Source organism: Paenarthrobacter sp. NPDC091711, from assembly GCF_044756605.1.
Lineage (GTDB): Bacteria > Actinomycetota > Actinomycetes > Actinomycetales > Micrococcaceae > Arthrobacter.
Genome location: NZ_JBIVTF010000002.1, coordinates 22,219 through 45,025, shown reverse-complemented (window position 1 = coordinate 45,025; position 22,807 = coordinate 22,219). Strand labels below are relative to the sequence as shown.

The 22,807-nt window shown below is 62.5% G+C and carries 25 protein-coding genes; 16 read left to right on the top strand and 9 right to left on the bottom strand.

Translation table 11 applies throughout. The annotated features are described in order from the left end of the window. Positions 1-4 precede the first annotated feature (4 nt). The 6 genes from ACIQH5_RS03495 to ACIQH5_RS03470 all read left to right on the top strand — a co-directional run bounded on the left by ACIQH5_RS03495 (position 5) and on the right by ACIQH5_RS03470 (position 4,199). Positions 5-541, top strand: coding sequence for a PadR family transcriptional regulator (locus tag ACIQH5_RS03495; RefSeq protein WP_400400325.1), 537 nt, complete (start codon positions 5-7; stop codon positions 539-541). Between the two features lie 5 nt (positions 542-546). After that, positions 547-2,250, top strand: a complete 1,704-nt coding sequence (locus ACIQH5_RS03490; protein WP_400400323.1) for an ABC1 kinase family protein — start codon at positions 547-549, stop codon at positions 2,248-2,250. A 28-nt stretch (positions 2,251-2,278) separates the two neighbouring features. Beyond that, the gene (locus ACIQH5_RS03485) at positions 2,279-2,800 is read left to right on the top strand and encodes a universal stress protein (RefSeq protein ID WP_400400321.1); all 522 of its coding nucleotides are present in this window, start codon (positions 2,279-2,281) and stop codon (positions 2,798-2,800) included. Further along, on the top strand, positions 2,787-3,230 hold the full coding sequence (locus tag ACIQH5_RS03480; protein ID WP_400400319.1) for a fluoride efflux transporter FluC: 444 nt from the start codon (positions 2,787-2,789) through the stop codon (positions 3,228-3,230). Before ACIQH5_RS03485 ends, ACIQH5_RS03480 begins: the two co-directional genes overlap by 14 nt. Then, entirely contained in the window at positions 3,227-3,598 is a 372-nt protein-coding gene (gene crcB, locus ACIQH5_RS03475) for a fluoride efflux transporter CrcB (RefSeq protein ID WP_400400317.1), read from the top strand. Before ACIQH5_RS03480 ends, crcB begins: the two co-directional genes overlap by 4 nt. Before the next feature lie 70 nt (positions 3,599-3,668). Beyond that, on the top strand, positions 3,669-4,199 hold the full coding sequence (locus ACIQH5_RS03470; RefSeq protein ID WP_024817501.1) for a ferritin: 531 nt from the start codon (positions 3,669-3,671) through the stop codon (positions 4,197-4,199). Positions 4,200-4,240: 41 nt separating this feature from the next. Here the strand turns inward: ACIQH5_RS03470 and zapE are convergent, their stop codons facing one another. Genes zapE through ACIQH5_RS03450 form a run of 4 tightly spaced genes read right to left on the bottom strand, consistent with a single transcriptional unit; the run spans position 4,241 to position 7,349 of the window. Beyond that, positions 4,241-5,392, bottom strand: a complete 1,152-nt coding sequence (gene zapE / locus ACIQH5_RS03465) for a cell division protein ZapE (RefSeq protein ID WP_400400315.1) — start codon at positions 5,390-5,392, stop codon at positions 4,241-4,243. After that, complete coding sequence (corA, locus tag ACIQH5_RS03460) at positions 5,383-6,378, bottom strand: magnesium/cobalt transporter CorA (RefSeq protein WP_400400313.1); 996 nt, start codon at positions 6,376-6,378, stop codon at positions 5,383-5,385. The genes zapE and corA overlap by 10 nt, the downstream gene beginning before the upstream one ends. Positions 6,379-6,388: 10 nt before the next feature. Beyond that, on the bottom strand, positions 6,389-6,814 hold the full coding sequence (locus ACIQH5_RS03455) for a DUF1761 domain-containing protein (protein WP_400400311.1): 426 nt from the start codon (positions 6,812-6,814) through the stop codon (positions 6,389-6,391). A gap of 19 nt (positions 6,815-6,833) precedes the next feature. Continuing rightward, a complete protein-coding gene (locus ACIQH5_RS03450) occupies positions 6,834-7,349 on the bottom strand; it encodes an Lrp/AsnC family transcriptional regulator (protein ID WP_400400309.1) in 516 nt (171 codons plus the stop codon). 173 nt (positions 7,350-7,522) lie between these two features. On the opposite strand from ACIQH5_RS03450, the gene ACIQH5_RS03445 reads away from it, so the two are divergent. Then, complete coding sequence (locus tag ACIQH5_RS03445) at positions 7,523-8,758, top strand: MFS transporter (RefSeq protein WP_400400307.1); 1,236 nt, start codon at positions 7,523-7,525, stop codon at positions 8,756-8,758. 7 nt (positions 8,759-8,765) lie between these two features. On the opposite strand, the gene ACIQH5_RS03440 is transcribed toward ACIQH5_RS03445, so the two are convergent. Genes ACIQH5_RS03440 through ACIQH5_RS03430 form a run of 3 tightly spaced genes read right to left on the bottom strand, consistent with a single transcriptional unit; the run spans position 8,766 to position 11,229 of the window. Beyond that, on the bottom strand, positions 8,766-9,272 hold the full coding sequence (locus ACIQH5_RS03440) for an Lrp/AsnC family transcriptional regulator (protein WP_024817495.1): 507 nt from the start codon (positions 9,270-9,272) through the stop codon (positions 8,766-8,768). Between the two features lie 54 nt (positions 9,273-9,326). Continuing rightward, positions 9,327-9,968, bottom strand: a complete 642-nt coding sequence (locus ACIQH5_RS03435; protein ID WP_400400305.1) for a TMEM175 family protein — start codon at positions 9,966-9,968, stop codon at positions 9,327-9,329. 31 nt (positions 9,969-9,999) lie between these two features. Continuing rightward, a complete protein-coding gene (locus tag ACIQH5_RS03430; protein WP_400400303.1) occupies positions 10,000-11,229 on the bottom strand; it encodes an MFS transporter in 1,230 nt (409 codons plus the stop codon). 94 nt (positions 11,230-11,323) lie between these two features. Here ACIQH5_RS03430 and ACIQH5_RS03425 point away from each other — a divergent pair, with 94 nt between their 5' ends. Then, on the top strand, positions 11,324-12,298 hold the full coding sequence (locus ACIQH5_RS03425) for a LysR family transcriptional regulator (protein WP_400401067.1): 975 nt from the start codon (positions 11,324-11,326) through the stop codon (positions 12,296-12,298). Here ACIQH5_RS03425 and ACIQH5_RS03420 read toward each other — a convergent pair. Next, complete coding sequence (locus ACIQH5_RS03420) at positions 12,273-13,304, bottom strand: nitronate monooxygenase (RefSeq protein WP_400400301.1); 1,032 nt, start codon at positions 13,302-13,304, stop codon at positions 12,273-12,275. The genes ACIQH5_RS03425 and ACIQH5_RS03420 overlap by 26 nt on opposite strands. A 41-nt stretch (positions 13,305-13,345) precedes the next feature. Here ACIQH5_RS03420 and ACIQH5_RS03415 point away from each other — a divergent pair, with 41 nt between their 5' ends. Then, positions 13,346-14,281: an N-acetylglucosamine kinase gene (locus ACIQH5_RS03415; protein WP_400400299.1), complete on the top strand. Its 936-nt coding sequence runs from the start codon at positions 13,346-13,348 to the stop codon at positions 14,279-14,281. Here the strand turns inward: ACIQH5_RS03415 and ACIQH5_RS03410 are convergent. After that, positions 14,278-15,309, bottom strand: a complete 1,032-nt coding sequence (locus ACIQH5_RS03410) for a pirin family protein (RefSeq protein ID WP_400400297.1) — start codon at positions 15,307-15,309, stop codon at positions 14,278-14,280. The genes ACIQH5_RS03415 and ACIQH5_RS03410 overlap by 4 nt on opposite strands. A gap of 50 nt (positions 15,310-15,359) precedes the next feature. Between ACIQH5_RS03410 and ACIQH5_RS03405 the strand changes: the two genes are divergently transcribed. The 7 genes from ACIQH5_RS03405 (at position 15,360) to ACIQH5_RS03375 (ending at position 22,704) form a co-directional block, all read left to right on the top strand. Continuing rightward, positions 15,360-17,156: a beta-galactosidase family protein gene (locus ACIQH5_RS03405; RefSeq protein WP_400400295.1), complete on the top strand. Its 1,797-nt coding sequence runs from the start codon at positions 15,360-15,362 to the stop codon at positions 17,154-17,156. A 29-nt stretch (positions 17,157-17,185) separates the two neighbouring features. Further along, the gene (locus ACIQH5_RS03400; RefSeq protein ID WP_400400293.1) at positions 17,186-17,638 is read left to right on the top strand and encodes an NUDIX hydrolase; all 453 of its coding nucleotides are present in this window, start codon (positions 17,186-17,188) and stop codon (positions 17,636-17,638) included. 211 nt (positions 17,639-17,849) lie between these two features. Next, a complete protein-coding gene (gene rsgA / locus ACIQH5_RS03395) occupies positions 17,850-19,022 on the top strand; it encodes a ribosome small subunit-dependent GTPase A (RefSeq protein ID WP_400400291.1) in 1,173 nt (390 codons plus the stop codon). Positions 19,023-19,176: 154 nt separating this feature from the next. Then, positions 19,177-20,271, top strand: coding sequence for an ABC transporter ATP-binding protein (locus ACIQH5_RS03390; RefSeq protein WP_400400289.1), 1,095 nt, complete (start codon positions 19,177-19,179; stop codon positions 20,269-20,271). Next, on the top strand, positions 20,271-21,011 hold the full coding sequence (locus tag ACIQH5_RS03385) for an ABC transporter permease (protein WP_400400287.1): 741 nt from the start codon (positions 20,271-20,273) through the stop codon (positions 21,009-21,011). Before ACIQH5_RS03390 ends, ACIQH5_RS03385 begins: the two co-directional genes overlap by 1 nt. After that, entirely contained in the window at positions 21,008-21,751 is a 744-nt protein-coding gene (locus ACIQH5_RS03380) for an ABC transporter permease (protein ID WP_400400285.1), read from the top strand. Before ACIQH5_RS03385 ends, ACIQH5_RS03380 begins: the two co-directional genes overlap by 4 nt. Further along, entirely contained in the window at positions 21,748-22,704 is a 957-nt protein-coding gene (locus tag ACIQH5_RS03375) for an ABC transporter substrate-binding protein (RefSeq protein WP_400400283.1), read from the top strand. Before ACIQH5_RS03380 ends, ACIQH5_RS03375 begins: the two co-directional genes overlap by 4 nt. Positions 22,705-22,807: the final 103 nt, after the last annotated feature.

Here is a 22,807-nt window from a genome sequence, read left to right as displayed (position 1 = left end):
CTTGATGCACAATTCATTCCCTGCAAACGGTTTTATGGGAAACAACCTGGACGGCATGTGGCAGGCCGTGGAGGAGTTTCGATCGCGGTTTGAAAAGCGCTCGGGCACCCGGGCAGGCCGCGGAGAGTTGAGGACGGCCATTCTGGCTCTCCTGGCTGAGCGCCCCATGCACGGCTATCAGATCATCCGTGAAATCGAAGAGCGCAGCGGTGGAAGCTGGAAGCCAAGCGCCGGCTCGGTCTACCCAACCCTTCAGCTGCTGGCAGATGAGGGTTTTGTGAGTACTGAGGAATCCAACGGCCGCAAAATCTACTCCCTCACCGAGGCGGGCCGCGAGGACGTTGCAAGTGCTGAAACGGCGGCGCCGTGGGAATCCACTGGCAACTCCTCAGGTTTCGCCGCCCTACCCAAAGCTGGGGTGGAGCTAGCCCAAGCCGCGGCGCAAGTGGGGCGGACCGGAACTCCAAAGCAAGTGCAGGAGGCTGTGACGGTGCTGGAAGAAGCACGTCGTCGGCTGTATTCGATCCTCGCCCGGGACTGAAGGGGGTGACGTCGCCTCGACGCGACCAGATGGATCCCATGGCCGGGGAAGCCCGGGCCCGCTATCGTCGAATCCTCAGGTTTGCCGCATGGCACTTGTTGATGACCTGGTGGTTCGAGTTGTTCCTGCCTCGTGTAGGCCTCCGGAGACTGACAGAGCGTAACCGCTCACAAAGGATGCGGCGATTTGCCCGCCGGTTCCACAGCCTTGCTGTGGAGCTCGGTGGCTTGATGATCAAGGTGGGCCAGTTCATGTCCTCCAGGCTGGACGTGCTCCCGCCCGAGATTACGGCTGAACTGGAGGGTCTCCAGGACGAAGTGCCGCCGGTTCCGTTCCCTGCAATCCGGGCCCTTGCCGAGGCGGAGCTGGGCGCGCCCTTGGAATCCGTGTTCGCTTCGATCGAGGAGGTGCCCATAGCCGCGGCATCCCTGGGGCAGGCGCACCGGGCGAAACTCCTCGCCGGAAATGCGGAGGACACTGGCCTCAGCAGCGTGGTTTTCAAAGTGCAAAGGCCGGGCATCGATACGATCGTGGACGTCGATCTGGCCGCTTTGCGGCGCGTGGGAGGCTGGCTCAGCCGTATCCGCATCGTCTCAAACCGTGCTGATGTTCCGGCACTGATCAAGGAGTTTGCCCAGACCAGCCTGGAGGAGATCGACTACCTGAACGAGGCCGCAAACTCAGAGCGTTTTGCAGCCGACTTCGTCGATGACAACCGGGTGACGGTGCCGGGGGTGGTCTGGGAACGGACCACGCGCCGGGTGCTCACCCTCGAAGACGTCACCGCCATCAAGATCACGGATGCCGAGTCGCTTCGAATGGCTGGGATTGACCCGGCATCGGTTGCCCCCGTCTTCGCTTCGGTGATGTTTGACCAGTTGTTCACCAAAGGCTTCTTCCACGCCGATCCACACCCGGGCAATATCTTTGTCACCCCCGATTCCAGTTCGGGGGAACGGCAATGGAAGCTGACGTTCATCGATTTCGGCATGATGGGCGAGGTGCCGGCGAAGACCAGAAGCGGATTGCGCAAGCTCCTGATTGCGGCTGCCTCGCGGGACGGAAAGGGCCTTGTGGCCGCTATCAGCGATGTGGGTGTTCTGATGCCGTCGGCTGACACGGCTGAGCTGGAGCGGGCCATGACCCAGCTTTTCGCACGCTTTGGCGGCATGGGATTTGCCGAGCTTCGCGAAGTGGACCCGCGGGAGTTCCGTGATTTTGGTGCGGAATTCGGCAACGTCATCAGATCGCTTCCCTTTCAGTTGCCGGAGAATTTCCTGCTCATTATCCGAGCCATGTCACTGACGTCGGGTGTTTGCAGTTCTCTGGATGCCAGATTCAACCTGTGGGACTCGGTGGAACCGTACGCAGCACAGCTGCTGCGAGATGAACGCGGCAACCTCGTCTCTGACGTCGCGGGGCAGGCGTTCGACGCCGCCTCGGTCGCCTTGCGTTTACCGAAACGGCTGGACGGGCTGGTCACCAGATTCGAAGACGGAACGCTCCAAGTCTCCAACCGGCGGCTCGAACGCCAAATGGGCAGGCTCATCGTCTTGGCCCGGCGGGCAGTAGCTGCGGTGATCTTCGCAGCACTGTTGGTGGCAGGCTCGGTGATTCGATCCGAGGACCTCGTGCTCGGCAACCTGGTGATGATCGCCTCGGCAGTTCCGCTTCTCTATGGTCTATGGCCCGGCCGCGGCAATCTGTGAGCCGACTCCGTCGTCGTAGAATTGCGCTGTGACTGAGACCCCCGCACCCCATCCCGAGGCCTCCGGCAAGATGTCCGGACCCATCCTGGTAGGCGTGATGCCCGGGCAGCAGCCCGTGGTCCTGGAGCAGGCAGCGCAGGTTGCTGTACGTGCGGGACTCCCACTTGTTTGCGCGTATGCCGACGCCACGGTGTATCCGGTCGATGGAACCACCGGAGGGCCGGCCGCGCCGATCGACCCGGATGGTGTTGAAGGAGCCCAAGGGGTCCCGGAATCACTGTCGTCAACCATGGCCGAACACTTGGCCGGTTGGGACGTTGAATGGTCCATTGTGCCGCTTGCCGGCGAACCGGCGCACGCCTTGGCCCGTGAGGCTGCGAGCATCGGCGCCTTCATGATTGTGGTGGGCACACGCGAGCATAAGCTGACGGCGGCGCTCAAAGAGCTGACGGCGGGCTCCGTGGCCCGGCGCCTTATTCATCGCCAAGACGTGCCGGTCCTGGTGGTTCCCGTGAACCCCCGTGTCCCGGACGACGATGACGAAGACTGAGGCGAAAAGGCCACTTCACCTTCACTGGGGTTTCATTGGCATAGTGGCGGCCGGCGGCGTCTTCGGAGCGTTCGCCCGGTATGGCCTTGGCCTGATGATCCCAGCCCCGGATGCTTGGCCGCTACCTACCTTGGTCATTAACCTGTCGGGCGCGTTGGCGCTGGGGGCGCTCTTGGAGGGTCTCTCCCGCAGGGGGCCCGACGTCGGCAGTCGCCGGGTTCTGCGGCTCGCCTTGGGTACGGGGTTCCTTGGTGCTTATACGACGTACAGCACCCTGGCTTTGGATGCAGTGCACCTGTTCATGGCGGGGGCGGCACCCGGAGCTGCCGGGTACCTCGCAGCGAGCTTGTTTGGTGGGGCCTTGGCTACTACTGCAGGCATCTGGTTGGGTGCTTGGCATCACCGTCGCGTTACCGGGCGTGTGCCGTGACGGTGATATTTCTTGCCCTTGCTGGTGGAGTCGGTGCAGCGGTCAGGTTCATGGTGGATGGTTTGATCCGGCAGCGCATCAAGACGGCCTTCCCCTGGGGAACCGCGTTGATCAACGTCACGGGTTCGTTTGCTCTGGGGTTCCTTGCCGGACTGGTGATGCGGGGCCAAGCGCCTGAGTCACTGTTCCTGATCCTGGGGACAGGTTTTTTGGGCGGGTACACCACTTTCAGTACGGCGAGCCTGGAGACCATCCGGCTGATCCAGAGTGGAAGGACGGGACTGGCGCTCATCAATGGATTGGGTTCCATGGCAGCGAGTGTTCTTTCCGCTGCGGCCGGAGTGGGTATCAGCCTGTTGCTGCCCTGACTGCGTGTTCCCTTCAGCAGTGGCCAATCTCACCAACAAAAGTGTCAAGCCCCGCCTGTAGGATCGTGCCATGGCTAAGAAGACTTTCAATGAGCTGTTGTCCGCCCAGGTCGCCAACGAATTTGCGGCCTCCCAGCAATACATCGCAGTAGCTGTGTACTTTGACGGCGAAGACTTGCCGCAGCTGGCCCGTCACTTCTATCGCCAGTCCCTCGAGGAGCGCAATCACGCCATGATGATGGTCCAGTACATGCTGGACCGTAACGTGCACGTGGAGATTCCGGGTATCGCCCCGGTTCGTAACAACTTCACCAACGCCAAGGAACCCATCGCTCTCGCCTTGGAGCAGGAGAAAGAAGTTACCCGCAACATCGAGGAGATGTTCCGTGTTGCCCGTGCAGAGGGGGATGCCTTGGGTGAGCAGTTCATGCTGTGGTTCCTGAAGGAGCAGGTTGAGGAAGTTGCCTCAATGACCACGCTGCTGAACATCACCGAACGTGCCGAGAACCTCTTCGACATCGAGAACTACGTAGCCCGCGAGACTGTAGGCGACGGCGGAAACGACGCCAGTGCTCCCTCCGCTGCCGGCGGCGTCATCTAACAACCTGCCACGGGCACCTGCTTCAGGAGGCCGTTGGAAGCTTAGCTTCCAGCGGCCTCTTCGCGTTCCAGTTCTTCGTCCGGATGGGAACGCCTGAGCAGGGATAAACGGCTGGCGATGCGTGCGAGATCCACGGGCAGCACGTTCCCGCTTCCCTCAACGTCGAAGTCGAGGGGTCCGTTGCCGATCAAGAACAAGGTGATGTCCTGGTCGTAGAGCACATCCACCACGTTGCTGAACCGTTGCCAGGCAGGCGCGGATGCAGCATCAGCATCTGTTGGCGATGGAACGTCGTCAATGACCCACGTCCTGAACATTCCGGCCAGGACCAGAAAGTCAGACGTCGAGGTTAACCCACCGCACAGTTCCTCAAATCCAACCCACAAAAGGTCCGGGTCGGAGTTCTTGACCACCATCGGCTGGGTAGTCGGCTGCAATACACGGCCCTGGGATGGCGTTGGCCGGAAGAGGCCGAGGCGCCCCAATTGTCCGGGTGCGCCGGGGGAGATGATGCGTCCTGATCGGAAGGCCCCGGCCCCGGTGGAGGGGTGTGTTCCCGGCGTCGGATAGCGGCGAAAATCCGAGTCGCCGTTGATTTCCACCACGTCCATCATGTCCTTGATGGCCTCGATGGTGGGCAGGAAATGCTCATGCCAGAGGGGATTGGGCAGGAGGTCATCCGGCGCGTAATTGGAGGTGACTACCAAAACAACCCGGCGCTGCGCGGCTGTCCGGAGCAGGCGGGAAATGAACATGCCGTCGCCGATGTCGTGGACGTGGAACTCGTCAAAGAACAACACGTCAACATCGTTCAGGACGGCGTCCACCGACTGCTGGATCGCCGTGCCGTTGCCTGAGTCCAACCCATGGGTGCCGCCATGAAGCCTACGGAAAAAATCGTGAAAGTGGACACGCCGTTTCCGTGCCTCAAGCCGACCGTAGAAGCTGTCCATCAGCCACGTTTTTCCGCGGCCCACCGGTCCGTGAAGGTAGAGGCTTCGCGTCGTCTTTCGTGGAAGCGCCCGACGGCGGCCGGTCAGCTGGGCACCAAAGGTGGCCAACCGCTGGGCTGCTTGCCGCTGACTGGGTTCAAGCTCAAAACCGGACCGGACGGCGTCGCGCGCCATGGCCTCAAGCAAAGTCCTTGCGGTGTCCCGCTGTTTGCGGGGAGGTCCGAAGGGCGTCACAGCCATCCTTTGCGTTTGAAGATGACGTACATGAGCACGGCGGCGCCAAACATCAGACCCACGGCAAGGGGATAACCGAAATCCCAATGCAGCTCAGGCATATGGTCGAAGTTCATACCGTAGACGCCCGCTACGAAGGACGGGGCGAAAAGGATGGCAGCCCAGGATGAGATCTTCTTGACCTGCTCGTTCTGGGCGGCGCTGGCCTCGTTCTGTCGGTTGGCTGTCAGCGTGCCATCCAGGGTGAGGGCATTCTGCAACAGATCCCGGAAGGAGTTCACGCGGGAGATGACGCGCTGCACGTGGTCCTCTACGTCGCGGAGGGAGCGCTGCAATTCGATGTCCACGCCATACTTCTCAAAGCCCTTCTCCAGAAGCGCCATCATGTCCGGGAGGGGCTGGATGGCCCGCTGGAACTGGATCACTTCACGGGATAGCTCGTAAATGCGGCGCGACACTGTGCTGTCGCCGCTAAAGAGCTGGTCTTCGATCTCATCAATGTCGTTTTCAAGCCCTGCCACTACGGGGGCGTAATCATCCACCACCTGGTCCAGGAGAGCGTAGAGCACGGCTTCAGGCCCATGGCAGAGGAGGTCAGGACGTGTTTCCAGCCGGTGGCGGACCCTGGCAACCCCACCGGTTTCAGCGTGCCGGATGGTCACCACAAAGTTTGGTCCGGTAAAGACGTGGAGTTCGCCGAATTCCACCGTCTCGGTCTCATCGAGGTAGCGGGCCGGCCGGAGGACCGTAAAGAGGTTGTGGTCGTAGCGCTCCAGCTTGGGCCGCTGGTGCGCTGAGACGGCGTCCTCCACGGCGAGATCGTGAAGCCCGAATTCCTGGGCAACGGCGGCCATCTCGTCCTTGGTGGGACGATACAGCCCGATCCACGCCATGCCGCCGTGTTCTGACAGCGTCTCAAACGTCTGTTCGAGGTTTTGAGGGGTGGCAGTGCGGACGCCGTCCACATATACGGCGTTATCGATGATGGTCACTGGTTGAACGCTACTGCATGGCTCCGATGATGGCGCCCGCAATGACCATGGCCACGAGGTCGTGGCCGGAGTCGATGAGGGTCACTGCGGATGGCCGCCCGGCGAAACCATTGTGAATGACATGGCCGCCGGCACGGAATACCAAGGCGACGATCAACGCGAAGAAGCCGCCGGCAAGGAAGGTGTTGAGTTCCAGGGCGCTGATGAGGACAGCGAGGAGAATGCTGGTCACGGCCGCTGCCACCATCATGGGAACCCAGATGCCTGCTCCGCCTTCTATGTTCTTGAGGTCGTCTTCGGTTTTGCCGATCGCCTGCATCCACCTGCGGCCAAGGACGGCCGGCATGTACCAGACGAAGCCGATCACCATGCTTGAAACGAAAGCCAGAAGTACGGCAAGCCAGTTGATCTGGGAGATGTGTGAGAGCCAATCCATGCATGAAATCCTAGTGCGTTCAGACGCCGGGACCGGCGCTCCTGGCCTCCTGCCTGGACCGTGTTGGAGTGGCCGCCATTCTGCCGATGAGCGGCTCAGTGCGGTAGGGGATATGGGTGTGCAGTGCCAGCACGGTTTCGGTCCTGATGACTCCCTTGGTGCGTAGCACTGAGCGCAAGGCTGACTGCAGGTTATGGGTATCCGTTGCTACTACCCGGCACCACAGGTCACCGCGACCGGAAATTTCATGGACCTCCAGCACCTGGGGAATCAGGCGCAAGGCGCCGATGACGCCGTCGAGTTCCCGGTGGGTGACTTCAATCGTGACGAAGGCTACGACGTCGTAACCCACCTTTTCGAGGTCCACTTCCCGTCCCGCAGCATGAAGCACCCCGGACCGGAGAAGGCGCTTGACCCTGCTTTGGGCCGTGTTGCGCGCTATGCCCAGTTCGTCGCTTAGCTCGGCGATCTGGATGCGGGGATCCTTGATGAGTTCCAGGAGGATCTTCAGGTCCATGGGGTCAAGGGTGTTCAAATGGTCACTCCAGCTCACTTGGCTCGTAATACTTTGAGTATTTTGCTCAATTCTTGCATCCCTATGGCTCTTTGAGATCAGCGCCATTGCATTCTGTTGCCATCAACAGTGAGCGGGGTTGCGCTTCCCACAAGGAAATCTGCAGCCCGGCCACCTAGCCCGAAGGCAATGAAATGACTGTCTTGAGCGAACTCCGCATGCGTCCGGCTACCGCCGATCGCTGGGGATGGGATGCCTCCACCACCGCACGGCTGGTCCTGGCCGGAGTGGTGATCTTTACGCTGCTGGTCGGCGCCAACCTCGCCACTCCGTTGTATCCCTTGCTCCAGTCCCGTCTTGGCATGTCCTCGCTGGGCGTCACTGTTGCCTTCTCGAGCTACGTCCTTGCTTTGATAGCGGTCCTCATGGTGGCGGGTCATTGGTCGGACCACATCGGGCGGAGGGCAGCACTGGTCCTTGCTGTGCTGGTTGGCCTGGCAGGCGGGGTGATCTTCGCGAACGCGGATTCTCTGGTCTCGCTGTCCCTGGGCCGGGCGCTGCAGGGCGTGGCCGTTGGACTCGCCACGGGAGCCAGTTCCGCGGCACTGCGCGAACTGCTTCCCCAACGGCCCGACTGGGCTTCCCGTTTTACGCTGCTTTCCTCAGCCGGAGGCGTAGCGGCCGGCCCCGCAATCGGTGGCGTCTTGTCGCTTTTGCCGGACCCCACGCGTACCCCGTACTACGTCCATTCGGCGGTGTTGATAGCGGCCCTTATTCCTCTGTGGCTCCTCAAGGCAAGGCCTGCCATCGCTCCGGCGGAAGGCCCGAAACCCCTCAAGGTCCTTGCCCCCAGAAAGCCATCCATCTCACGGGATGCCCGCGGAGCATTCTGGATGGCTGCCGCTACCGGATTCCTCAGCTTTTCGGTGTTTGGCTTCTGCCTGTCCTTGGCGCCGGGTTATTTCGCCGGTGTGGTCCACGTAGATTCCAGGCCTCTCATTGGCCTCCTTGCCGGCCTCACTTTGGGGGCGTCAGCCTTGAGCCAGCTACTGGGTGCCCGCGGCCGCTTCGTTGTACCTGTGTCCCTTGGCGTGCTGGGCGTCTCCGTGGTTCTGGTGGGTGCCGCGGCAGCGTGGTCCAGCCCTTGGCTGCTGGTGACTGCCTGCATCACGGCAGGGGCAGGTCAAGGGATTGCCTTCCGGCAGGTCTTCAACGAGGTTGCCGGCAAGGTGGAAGCGGCACGACACGCCCAAGTCATCAGCACCGTCTACGTCATCACCTACTTGGGCAGTGCTGTTCCGGTGATTGGGCTGGGACTGGCTGTCACGGCACTCGGCCTGCAGGCCGCCGTCGTGGTTTTCACCGCTTTGTGCGGCGTGGCAGCCCTGGCGCTCGCGGCAGTGTCTCTTCGGAAGGCCCTGCGGGGCTGAAAGCCGCCTACTCGGGCAACGGTCCCCGGTTGCCGGGGATGTGCTGGAAGACCATAGTGGTCTCGGTGTGACCCACCACGGGGTCGGTGGCGAGGTTGTCCAGGAGCCAGTTGCGGAGGTCGTCCGTGTTGGCCACTGCAATATGGAGAAGGTAATCCACGGAGCCGGTGGTGTGGAACGTGGAAATGACCGCCGGAAGCTTGGGGACGCGCGCCGTGAAGCGGTCAATCTGGTCCCGGTCATGGGCTCGCAGGCGTACAGCGATGAGGGCCTGAACAGAGCGGCCGATGGCCGGCAGACTCAACACGGCCTCGAAGCCTTCAATGATTCCGCGTTCGGAGAGTGCCCTGGTACGCATCAGGGCCGTGGAGGGGGCGATCCCCACAAGTTCAGCCAATTGCTTGTTGGATATGCGGGCGTCGTCCACCAACGCTGCGAGAATCCGCTCATCGATCGCGTCCAGAGGCTCTGCGCTGCCCGTGGTTGACCGAACATTCTTCGTGGGGTTGCTCACGGATCCTCCTGAAATTGCCTTTCAACCATCTTATGCGGTCAATTCTTCAGGTGACTATCGTTTCGCGGGCGAGCGGCTACCTCGTCGCCGGTCCAACCGTTGGAGCGGTTCGCTGAGGAGCATCAACAGCAGAGGCCAGTTTCCTGCACCGGGAATGACAACGGCCAGAACGAGCGCAGCAAGGAAGAGCCCGGAAACGATCCAACTCGCTCGAATGCCCATCACGGCGTCATAGTCAGCCATGTCGTGGAGGTCAGCGTGGGACCGAAGATAGATGCGGGCCAAAAGAAGCATCAGGCTGGTGGCGAACAAGGTGCCTATATAGACGAGGGGCTGTGCCCAGTCGGACGTCATCTGGGTGGAGAGCGATGTGGCCACGGGCATCACCACAATGGTGAACATCCATGCCACCGTTAACCACAGCAAGCCCGAATCAACCCGCTTGACGCTGCGAAACAGCTTGTGGTGGTGCACCCAAAACACTGCGATGAGGATGAAGCTGAGGACAAAGCCGAGCAAGGCATACTGTTCCTCAGCCAACCACTGAGCCGTTGTGCCGTCATGGTCGGCAAGTTCTCCCACGCTTTCCATGAGCGGCAGGATCAACAACGTCAAAGCAATCGCCACCACGGCATCCGTAAACGCCTGCAAACGCTCCGGCGACGACAGCTCCCGGCTTTTCGTGACCTGTGTCATGCCTCCGATTGTAGGGGCAGATAGGGCGAAATCAGCGGGGGTGGCGCGGTGATCGGTGAACTATCAAGGTGACTGCCGCCGTCGTGCAAGACAGCGCGATCACGCTCAACGCCAAAGCCGTCCAGCCAAATGCCTGAAAGGCAAGGCCGCCCGCCCAACCAATGACGCTGGAACCCAGGTAGTAGGACAGGTTGTACAAGGACGCTGCTTGCGCCCTGCCTGTTGTGGCGATGGCCCCGGTCCACCCTGAACCAACGCTATGGGCGGCGAAGAAACCGCCGGTGAAGATCACCAGCCCCACTAAGGTGGCTGCCAGGTTCTCCACCAACGTCATTGCCAAACCTGCCGACATAATGGCGATACCTGCCACCAGGACGTTCCGCCGGCCAAACCTGGTGGTCAGGCCCGCTGCCCAGCGCGAACTGACCGTCCCGGACAAGTACGCCAGGAAAATGAGGCTGACGACGGTGGCAGGAAGCCCAAAGGGTTCTGCGTGCAAACGGAAGCCAAGGTAGTTATAGACGGCCACGAAGCCACCCATGAGCAGGAACGCCTGCAAGTAGAGGGACAACAGCTTGGGATTGCTTGAGTGCCCACCAAGGGTCCGGAGAGCTCCGCGCAGTCCCAAAACAGGGGCTGGACTGAACCTGCGTTGCTTGGGAACAAGCACCAGGAACAGGACAGCTGAGACCGTGGCCAGCAGGGATACCGCCAGGGCTGCGGCGCGCCATCCCCATAGTTCTCCAACGGGCCCGGCCACCAGGCGCCCGGCCAATCCGCCCAGGGTGGTTCCGGCAACGTAGGTGCCCGCTGCGAGGGCTGTGTGGACTTTGGTGACTTCCTCGTTGAGGTAAGCGATGGCGATTGCGGGGATGCCGCCCAAGGCCATGCCTTCCAAGGTCCGCAGTCCCAACAGCACGGGCACGGTGGGCGCAAGGGGCACCAGTAATCCCAACAATGTGGCGATGGCGATGCCAAGGGCCATGGCGCGGACCCGGCCAATCCTGTCCGCCAGGAAGGACCATGGAAGTACGGTGGCAGCCAGACCCACAGTGGCAAGGGAAATGCTCAGCGCGGCTTCGGCTGCAGTGATCTTCAGGTCAGCTGCCATGAGTGGAAGCACGGCCTGGGTTGAGTACAACTGCGCGAAAGTCGCGACGCCGGCAAGGGCCAGCGCTGCCAGGACGCGGCTGTAGCCCCTGGAGCCTTTGGCATGGCCATCCCAGAATTCGGTGCTGGCTACGGAAATTGCTTTGCTCACCGAGTCAGATTAGGACGGCGCGAACTCCTTATTCCAATGCATAGGTCATCTAGGATTGATGCACAGAAGCATGAATCACCAGCGAAGGAATGCAGTGGAGCCGGATCATCACCAACTCGTTCAGCTACTCCCGTTGCTGCCAGTCCTTGCCGAACTTGGCCGCACGGAACATATGACTGAAACAGCGGAAATCCTCGGCGTTCCACAGTCAACTGTGAGCCGGGCTGTGGCCAGGGCTAGCGCCATAGTGGGCATGGACCTGCTGATCCGGGATGGCAGGGGCATCCGGCTGACCCCTGCAGCCCGGACCCTGTTGCCCTATATCGAGGCAGCACTGCAGGATTTCCAGGCCGGGTTGGACAGGGTACGGCACGAATCGGACGTGGTCCGGGGGCGCATCGGGGTCTCCTTCCAACACACCTTCGGTGAAGCGACACTGCCCCTGCTCATCAGCGCCTTCCGCGGCCGCCACCCACACACTGTTTTCGAATTCTGGCAGGGTCCTCGCGACGATTGCCTGACGCAACTGGCCAACGGGGACATGGACTTCGCGTTGACAGCACCCATCGCCCCGGAAGGGCGGGGCATTCACGCCATGCCGCTGTACCGGGAACCCTTGCGAGCCGTGCTGCACTACAGGCATCCCTTGGCGGAACGGAACAGCGTGCACCTCTCCGAGCTCCGGCACGAGCCCTACATCACCCTTCCCGAGGGAGTGGGGCTGCGGGCGCTGGGTGAGGCGCTGCTGCGGGAAGCCGGCTTTCGTCCGCGGATTGCCTTTGAAGTCCAGGAGTCCACCTCGGCCCGTGGCCTGGTCTCCGCCGGGCTGGGGTTCAGCATCCTGCCCCCGGCAGGACCCGGGTCCGGGACAGGGCAGTTCCTTCCGAAGGCCGAACTCGGGCTCGTGGAAGTAGCCATCGAATCGGACCTGGCCTTCCGGCAGATCGGTCTTGCCTGGCGGGAGCGAAGCTTTGAGCCGGACGCCGTGAAGCTGTTCCGCGAACTCGTGGTCAATGAGGGCGGGGAATTGCTCGCCGAACTCGTCAGAGCCCGTTCAGGAACCCCATGACCACGTCCGTCGCGGATCCTCCTCTGGCCTGCTGCCAGCCTGTCCCGGCCCATAGGTTGAGGCGGTGGGGATCTCCGGCAGCAGATGCTGCACCCCGGACAGGGCTGGTGAGATGGTGGATCGCGGGATAGCCTTCCGGCGCGTCCCGGTGGTCCCGGACGAAGTCGTTAACCAGGGAACGGGCCCATCGTCCCGTGAAAGCCCGGGTCAGTGCCGTCTCCGTAAAAGCCGGATCGCCGAGGGCGTCCTTGTGTGGCTTCCGTGCACCGCTCTCTTCGGTGCGCACCAAGGCGGTACCCACCTGCGCGGCCTCCGCACCCGCTGCCAGCACTTCACGCAGGCCGGAATTGTCCATGATGGCGCCTGCCGCAATGAGCGGAAGTCCGACGGCGCCACGCACCTGGGCCACCAGCTCCGCCGTCGTGTTGGCTGCTGGTCCGGGCCGGCCGGGGAGGAAAGCTGCCGTGTGTCCGCCCGCGGAACTGTGCTGCACCGCAAGGGCGTCAGGCCCCTCCTCCGCAGCAGCCAGAGCTTCTTCAACAGTGGTGACGCTGGAAATAACCCGGCTGCCCGCCTTCTGTAGTGCATGGACCACCGGCTTTCCCGGGAGGCCAAAGGCGAAGCTCACAAACTCCACTGGGTCGGCCAGCAGGGCGTCGATCTTGTCCTGCCACGCGTCGTCGTCATCCAGCCGCAGGGGAGGAAGGGTCACGCCGTAGCGGGCTGCCTCAGGTTCCAATTCGGCCCGGTATGCCTCAATCTGCGCCCGGGCTTCAGGACGTGGCGGGAGCTGACGTGCATCCGGTACGAACACATTCATGCCAAACGGGACCTTGAACTCCCGCGTGGCAGCTATTTCGGCAATCATGGCTTCGGGGCTCTTGTAGCCGGCGGCTATGAATCCCAGCCCGCCACCCTCATGAACTGCCTTCACCAACGCCGGCGTGGACGTTCCGCCGGCCATGGGAGCTGCAATAAACGGTGTACCAAAAAAGGATTCGGGCATGTGCGGTTTCTCCTCCGGACGCTCCAAGCTAGTCTTTCACGGTGAACAATCCTGACTCTGTCCAGCATTCCCACGCCCCTCTGAAAGTCGTGAGCGGCACCGTCATAGGGCTCGACATCGGCGGCACCAAAACCCGCGGCGTGCGGTTCGAGGACGGGTCTCCGGTTAGTGACCAGAGCGCTGGCAGCTCCAATGTCCAGAACGTGAGCCGTGAGGTGGCCGCAGCGAACCTTGCTGAGTTGTTCGGGAAGATCGGTGGCGGCCACATTGACCAGGTGTACGCCGGTGCCGGTGGGATCGATACCGACGAAGACGCCCAAGCGCTCGCAGACCTCATCGCACCCCATGCGCCCGGTGCGCGCATCACTGTGGTCCACGATTCACGCCTTCTGTTGGCGGCCGGGGGAGCGAGCACGGGCGTAGCAGTCATCGCCGGCACCGGCTCAGCCGCGTGGGGCAGGAACGACGCCGGCGAGGAAGCTCGCGCGGGCGGCTGGGGCTACCTCCTGGGCGACGAAGGAAGCGGTTACTGGTTGGGGCGCGAAGCGGTGCGCCACAGCCTGCGCCGGATGAACCAAGGTTTGGAGGCTGATCAGCTCAGCCGTGCACTCTTGGACTCCGTGGGTGTTGACGAACCCGGCAAGCTGATAGCGCTGTTCCATTCACCGGACACCGGGCGCCGTTTTTGGGCGCAGCAGGCCCGGCTGGTGGTGGAAGCAGCCGACGCTGGCGACGAAGTCAGCACGGCCCTCGTGGAGCAAGCGGGACGCGACCTGGCTGACCTCGCCGAACAAGCCGTCCGCCAGCTGGGCCTCGACGGTCCGGTGATCCTCGGAAGCGGACTCGGCATGAACGTCCCGCGGCTTCAGGACGCGTTTAGAGCCAAGCTGGCCGAAAATGGGATCACTGATGTTCGTATTCTTCAGCAGGATCCCGTGTTCGGTGTCCCTCGGTTGGTGGCCGAGCAGCGCCCCTAGCCGCGGGTGCGTGGGCGGAGCTTCACTCCTGGCAGGGGCGGGGCGGGAATGCGTCCGGCCTCCGGCCCAGCGTCAGGACCGTGGCCCGGGACGAAGCCAAAGCGTGAGGTGGCGGCAGCGTCGTCGTCGAGCAGTCCTTCGGCTTCCCATTCCTCGCGCGCCTTTTCCACTTCTTCGTGCGTCCTGCCCACGAAGTTCCACCACATGAGCAGGTCTTCACCGAAGGGTTCGCCACCGAGGAGCATGAAACGGGTTTCCGGCTGCGCCTGGACCGCGAGGCTGGACCTTCCGGCGCCCAGGTAGGCCAGCGGTCCGGCCTCGATGTCCTGGCCGTCTATGACGAGGTGGCCGTCAAGGACCAGGACGGCGTGCTCAAAGTCCGGCCGCAGCGGTAGTTCAAGGGTTCCTGTGCCGGTGATGTCCGCTCCAACAATGGGGCTGAACATGGTGGCGGGGGAGCGCTGGCCGGCAAATTCTCCCACCATGACGGTTGCCCTGAAGCCTTCGCCCACGGCCACCGGCAGGTCCTTCACTTGTTCAAAAGATGGCGCACGGTGCCTGTGCTCCTCAGGTAGTGCAACCCACAGTTGGAGCCCTCGGGACACGGGAATTTCTTCCACCAGAGCAGCAGACCCTCCATCGGCACCGGCCGCGAGGACTGAAAATTCAGAGTGTGAGATGCCATGGCCTGCTGTCATGATGTTCAGCTCACCCGGCTGGACCACAACATCGCTGCCCACACTGTCGCGGTGCCTCACTGACCCTTCCATGGGCCACGTGACGGTTTGTAGTCCGCAATGTGGGTGGGGGAGTACGCTCATGGCCACCCTGTCCGGACCGAAGCTGTCCAGAAAGCACCAAGCGCCTACGGTCGGCAGTCCCCGCTGGGGCAATGTCCTCATGACGTTCATGGCCCGCACGCCACCCAACGGAACCTCTCGCTCGGGCCACAGCTGAACGCAGGGACCTTGACCTTCCGGCGCTGCGGGGCAGACTTCCTGTGCGGGAGAAGTATCAAGATTGGTCATGTGATCATCGCCTGTGCATAAATGTTGGAAATTGAGCTAATCTGTTGCACGTGAACAACGCCCTCCTGAGCTACCGTGACGCTGTCCTTTACCGTTCGGGTGAACCGTATCGCATCCTCGCCGGAGCCATCCACTACTTCCGTGTTCACCCGGCCCTATGGCAGGACCGGTTGCGTCGACTCAAAGCGATGGGCGCCAACACGGTGGACACGTACGTTGCTTGGAACTTCCACCAGCCTAAGCGCGATGAGGCGCCGGACTTTAGCGACTGGCGCGACCTGGGCCGGTTCATCGACCTCGCCGCCGAGGAAGGGCTCGATGTCATCGTCCGCCCCGGCCCCTATATCTGCGCCGAGTGGGACAATGGCGGCTTCCCCGCTTGGCTGACCGGCACTCCCGGCATCGGCCTGCGCTGCATGGACCCGGTGTTCACCGCCGCCATCGAGGAATGGTTCGATCAGCTCCTCCCCATCGTGGCTTCACGGCAAGCGTCCGAGGGCGGTCCGGTGGTGGCCGTGCAAATTGAAAACGAATACGGCAGCTACGGCGACGATCACGAGTACATCCGCTGGAACCGACGTGCCCTGGAGGACCGCGGCATCACTGAGCTCCTTTTCACAGCCGACGGCGGCACGGACTACTTCCTCGACGGCGGTTCCATAGAGGGAACCTGGGCGACGGCAACGCTGGGAAGCCGGGGCGACGAAGCGGTGGCCACATGGCAGCGACGCCGGCCCGGCGAGCCGTTCTTCAACGTGGAGTTCTGGGGCGGATGGTTCGATCACTGGGGCGAACACCATCACCGCCGGGACGCCGAAGACGCCGCCGCGGAGGCCCGCAAGATGCTCGATCTCGGTGGCTCGATCTGCGTCTACATGGCCCACGGGGGAACGAATTTTGGCCTGGGGTCCGGCAGCAACCACGATGGCACCATGCTCCAGCCGACAGTCACCAGCTACGACTCTGATGCGCCCATTGCAGAGAACGGGGCACTGACTCCTAAGTTTCATGCCTTCCGCAAGGAGTTCTTCCGCGCCCAGGGAATCGAAGAGCTGCCCGAGCTGCCCGCGGAATTGCTGGCTGACGCTCCCGTACTGCCCGCCCAGTCCTTGCCACTGAGCGACGGCCCGGACCTGTTGGAGTTGGTGCGCTCCGCCGGAACACCGATCACCAGTGTCAAGCCACTTGGCTTCGAGCAGCTGGGACTCGACGCTGGCATGGTCCTCTATACCTCTGAAGCCATTCTTCCCGGTCGCGCCGACGCTCCCACCCAGAGCCGGTTGAAGATCACCGGGCTCAACGACCGTGCCTACATCTGGGTGGACGGCACCTTCGCCGGGGTTCTGGACGACGTCACCGGAGCGGAGGGCCTCGCCGTTACAGGCACAGGCGTCGCCGCCAAGCTGGAAATCCTGGTGGAAAACCTCGGTCGCATCAATTACGGGCCCCTGACGGGTCACGGCAAGGGAATTCTGGGGGGTGTCCTCGTCAACCAGCGCTACACCTTCCACTGGACGCAGACCCCTGTGGCGCTCGCCGACTGGAATCTTGAAGACCTGGAAGGCTTGGCAGGAGCCGACTTCGAGGTCACCGAGCCGGCCGACACCTACATCGCATTGCCGGATTCCGGGAAGGGCTTCGTTTGGCTCAACGGTTTCCTGCTGGGCAGGTACTGGGAGAAGGGCCCACAGGTGACCCTCTACGCACCCGCTCCGTTGCTAAAAGAAGGCCGCAACAGCATCAAGGTGCTTGAACTCGTGAAGCCGGGGACCGTCGTCGAACTTCGCGAGGCGCCGGACCTTGGTCCCGAAGAAGCAGGCCCCATCGAGGCCGCCGAACTTCCATAGCGCTCGATGCAAGGAATTATGCTGACTCCATGACCCTGCAGTTCGATACCCGCCCAGCCGCTTACGCCGTGATTGTCCGCGAAGAGAAGATCTTGCTGGCGTATTGGAAGCAGGACGGCAAAGAAGGCTGGACGTTGCCGGGTGGAGGCTTGGATCTGGCCGAACATCCTGTGGATGGTTGCCGGCGTGAAGTCTTTGAAGAAACCGGATACGAAGCCCGTATTGAACGAATGCTGGGTATCGACGTCGGACACTGGCCGGGCGAGATCCGTCCCGACGGTTCGGTGAAGGATTTTCAAGCCCTCAGGCTGGTCTACGAGGCCAGCGTCGTAGGCGGCGAACTGACGCACGAAGTGGACGGCAGCACCACCCACGCCGCATGGATCCCGCTGGAGGACGTACAGAAACTCAACCGCGTCTCCTTGGTGGACACTGCACTGCGCTTGCACCGGGAACGCCCTGCCAACGGAAAGCTGACTTAAAGCCCTAGCCAAGAGCACCTCGTCTTGGCTACGCTAAACAACGTTGCCGGCCCACCACTTGCCGGCCCGCATGCCGAGGAGGTGGATTTGATGATTGCCGAGACCTTGCGCGCTCCGCACTCAGTTGCGGCGCGCCGTCATCAGCCCACCATTCCTGTCCCGGCATCAGCCTGCCAAAACTAGGCGGCCGGGCCTCATCAGAGGCATTCCATTGAACACTTACGCTTCTTCAAGCGAACCATTTTTCAGCACCACATCAGAACAATTGCAGGGGCCTGTGGAGTACGGTTTCACAGCTTCAACCGCAGCCCTTTTCAGTACACACACCGCACCTGATTCCCAGGACTCCGCCGTCCCCGGCAGGGTAGTGCGCTTGGACCGGAATCGGGTGCTCGTAGCATCGGCCGAGGGGCAGCTTCATCTGCCCTACCCAACCCAGGGCCTGGTACCCGCTACGGGGGACTGGGTATGGCTCGGCCACAACAGCGCCGGTGAGCCCGCCGTCGTCGAGGTCCTGCCCCGGCATTCGGCGTTGAGCCGTAAGCGCGCGTTTGAAGCCTCTTCGGAGGAACAGATCCTGGGCAGCAACATCGACATTGTGGCTGTTGTGGTCCCCGTGGATCGTCCGTTGACGCACAACCGACTCGAACGGACGTTAGTGGCGGCGTGGGATTCCGGTGCTACGCCGCTGGTGGTCATCACCAAAGCCGACCTCTCCCACCTCGCGGACGATGTTGTAGGGGAGGTCATCCTGCAAGCTGCAGGCGTGGATGTTGTCACCACTTCCGCGGAGCAGGGCGACGGCCTCGAGGAACTGATGCAACACATTCCCCACGGCGCAACGCTGGTGTTGCTGGGTCCTTCCGGCGCCGGGAAATCAACGCTCATTAATGCCCTCGCGGGGAGGAACGTCCAACAGACGGGCGCGGTGCGGGCCGGCGACGGCAAGGGTAAGCACACCACCACCTCGAGGGAATTGGTGCCTTTGACCAATGGCTCGGTGCTGATGGACACGCCGGGGGTCCGTGGCTTCGGGCTCTTCGATGCGGACGAGGGAATGGAGGAAATGTTCGGCGATCTGGAGGAACTTTTCTCTAAATGCCGCTTTACGGACTGCGCCCATCAAGCAGAGCCAGGATGCGCAGTTCAGGAGGCGCTCGCGGAGGAAACCCTTGACCACAGGCGTTGGGCCAGCTACCTGAAGCTGCAACGCGAACTGGCAGCCTTGGCCAGGAAACATGATGCGGCGGCCCGTCGGGCGTATCAGCGCGAATGGCACCAAAAGGTGATGTCGGCGGACCGGGGCCAGCGCGCGGCCGAGCGATACAGGCATGATCAAGCCGAGGAACGGGTGGCGAAGGGCGGCAAGAGACGTAAACGCTGAACATTGCCGATTCATTACGGAACTCGTGGCGGCGCTGACATCGTGAGTGGTGCTGGCTACGCTGGGTGAAGATTGCTTTGCAGCCAAGTAATAAGAGTGCATATGATCATCTGGCTCTACCGATGTTCTCCACCACAGATAGGTAAGCCCTGGTATGGCCGAAGCCATGATTGAGTTCAAGAGCGTTACCAAGCAATACCAAGGCGGGCAACCGGCGGTGGATGCCCTCACCATGTCCATCGACAAGGGCGCCATCACCGTGTTCGTCGGCCCCTCGGGCTGCGGCAAGACAACGTCCCTGCGCATGATCAACCGGATGGTGGAGCCCACCAGCGGAACCATCACTGTTGCCGGAGAAGACGTCTCGCAGGTTCCCGCGGCCCAGCTACGCCGTTCCATGGGTTACGTCATGCAGTCGTCGGGCCTGCTCCCGCACCGGTCCGTCCTGGACAACATCGCCACTGTGCCACGGCTCAATGGCGTTCCCAAAGCGGCGGCGCGGAAACGCGCTGCGGAACTGCTCGACGTCGTCGGGTTGGCTTCTATCTTGGGCAAAAGGTACCCGTCCCAACTCTCAGGTGGTCAGCAGCAGCGCGTCGGGGTTGCCCGGGCGCTTGCTGCTGATCCGCCGGTGCTGCTGATGGACGAACCTTTCAGCGCCGTGGATCCCGTGGTCCGTGACGAACTGCAGCAGGAACTTTTGCGCCTGCAGCGGGAGCTGGCCAAAACCATCGTTTTTGTCACGCATGACATCGACGAAGCCACTGTTCTTGGCGACAAAGTGGCTGTCTTCGCCGTCGGGGGGAAACTCGCGCAGTACTCGGCTCCGGAAGAGATTCTTCGCGCACCTGCCAACGACTTCGTGGCCTCCTTTGTGGGCCGCGATCGCGGCTTCCGGCACCTTGCCTTCAACCCAGCGGACGCCGTGACCTTGCACCCGGTGACCATGGTGAGTCCCTCCGATGGTCAGCACGCGGGCCGCCAATCGGGGGAGTGGGCGCTGGTGGTCGATGACGATTCGCGTCCGCTGGGTTGGTCCTCGCCACGCGAGGGCGCCGGGCTGATCCCCGGCGGTTCACTCTTCCGTAAGGGCGACACGCTGCGGCGCGCGCTGGACGCGGCGTTGTCGTCGCCGTCGGGCCTTGGCGTTGCGGTGGACGACGACGGCCGGGTGGCCGGCGTCCTGAAGGCGCCGGAAGTCCTGGCACTGATCGAAGAAGTCCGCCACCACAGGGAGGACCCCACCTGATGGAGTGGTTCCTCGCCAACAGTGGCATGGTCCTGGGACTGGCTGGCCAGCACATGGTGCTGGCCATCATTCCCATGATCCTGGGCCTCCTGATTTCGGTTCCGTTGGCCCAACTGGCCAGACGCAACAGCGCGCTGAGGTCGGTGGTGGCGACAGCCACCTCACTGCTCTACACCATTCCATCGCTGGCTCTGTTCATCATTCTTCCCACCATCCTTGGCACGCGGATCCTGGATCCGCTGAACGTGGTGGTGGCGCTGACCATCTATGCGGTGGCCCTGCTGGTCCGTGCCGCGATGGACGCGTTCGACTCCGTGGACGACGACCTCCGGAATGCTGCGGTGGCCATGGGCTTCAAACCCCTGGCGCGCTTCTTCCAGGTGGACCTTCCGTTGTCTTTGCCGGTCATGTTCGCGGGTCTACGGGTGGTTTCGGTCAGCAATATCTCCCTGGTGAGTGTCGCGGCGCTCTTGGGCGTTGGCAACTTGGGAGTTCTGTTCACGGACGGTCTCCAGCGCACGTTCATTACCGAAGTGGTGGTGGGTATCATCGCCATCCTGGTACTGGCGCTGTTGATGGATGCAGTTTTGGTGGTCTTGGAGCGGCTGCTGACTCCGTGGACCCGGGCCGTTGCTGGAAAGTCGCCGCGTCCGGACGCCAGCGCCCTGGCAACTGAGCCCAAGGCCGGATCTGCGGCATCCGCAGCGGGACTCGGTCCGGACCCGGGAGCATCCGCATGAACATCTTTGCTGAAACGATTGCCTGGCTGACCAACCCCAAGAACTGGACCGGGACCGGGGGAATCCCCACACGTTTGCTGGAGCACCTGCAGTACAGCGGTCTGGTCCTGCTGATCGCCGCAGTGATTGCCGTGCCCATCGGCCTTTACATCGGGCACACCGGCCGTGGCCGCGTGGTTGCGGTTGCCGTGGCCGGAGCTTTACGTGCCCTCCCGACACTCGGTTTGCTGGTCCTCTTTGCCTTGCTGGCCGGCAGTGGCCTGATGCCTCCCGTGTGGGCGCTTGTCATCCTCACTGTGCCGCCGCTCCTGGCCGGGACCTATGCCGGCATTTCCAGCGTGGAAGCCACCGTGGTTGACGCGGCCCGGGCCATGGGCATGACCGAACTTCAGATCCTCTTCCGTGTTGAACTGCCCAACGGATTGCAAGTCATGTTCGGCGGTATTCGCACGGCTGTTCTGCAGGTCATCGCCACAGTCTCTGTGGTTGCCTACCTTCCGTTGGGCGGGCTGGGGCGGTACTTGTTCGACGGCCTCGTCCTGCAGGATTTCCCCAGGATGCTCGGCGGCTCCCTGCTCATCGCGGGGCTGGCCATCGCCGTGGACCTTATCCTTGCCGGCGTTCAAAGACTCGTCATTTCGCCCGGCCTGACCCTCGATTCAAGCGGACGCCAGAAGGCGTCCGACGATCTCACAGCCACGGTTCCCGCCGGGGCTGCCGTTCAAGGAGGTACACCATGAAAAACACCGTCCCCATGACCCTTACGCGCCGTGGTCTCGGCGGCCTGGCCGCCGGAGTGGGTGTGGCCCTCGCCTTGAGCGCGTGCGGCGGCAGTCCCTTGGCGACGCCTTCCACCTCGGCACCCAGCGGTTCCTCCGGCGGTGGCTCGTTGGTGGTTGGCTCGGCTGACTTCCCGGAGAGCCAGGTCATCGCGGAGATCTATGTTGGCGCCCTCAACGCCGCTGGTCTTACGGCCACGTCCAAGCCGAACATCGGCTCGCGCGAGATCTACTTCAAGGCTGTCCAGGACGGCTCCGTAGACCTCGTTCCGGACTACTCCGGCAACCTCCTGTCCTACGTGGACACGGAAGCTACCGAGGTGTCCGCCGAGGACGTCTACAAGGCACTTCCGGGCAAGCTTCCGGACGGACTTGGAGTCCTGGAGCCGGCCAAGGCCGAGTCCAAGGACGCCATGGTGGTCACCAAGGCCACGGCCGAGAAGTACCAGTTGAAGTCCATTGAGGACCTGGCGAAGGTCTGCAAGGACTTCACCATGGCGGCACCGGCAACTTTTGAGACCCGCGCTTACGGCTTCCCCGGGCTGAAGGCCAACTATGGTTGCGAGCTGAAGGGCCTGCAGCCCTTCAACGACGGCGGTGGCAACCTGACGCTTCAGGCCCTCCTCGAGGACAAGGTCCAGGTGGCGGACATCTACACCACCACGCCGTCCATCGCCGACAACGACCTGGTAGTCCTTGAAGACCCGAAGAACAACTTCAAGGCCCAGCAGGTCCTGCCGTTGGTCAAGGAAGCCAAGATGACGGATAAGGCCAAGGAAGCGCTCAACAACGTCTCCAAGATCCTCACCACTGATGACCTCATCAACCTGAACCGCGCCGTCAGTGGCGACCAGAAGCAGGCGCCCAAGGACGCAGCCGCTGCATGGCTGAAGGACAAGGGCATCGTCAAGTAACACCTGAACAAAACCGCGTACGACGGCGGTGACGGACCCGTGCGGGACCGTCACCGCCGTCGTCGTATCTGTGAGTCAAGTCTCAGCTGAACTACATCACCCG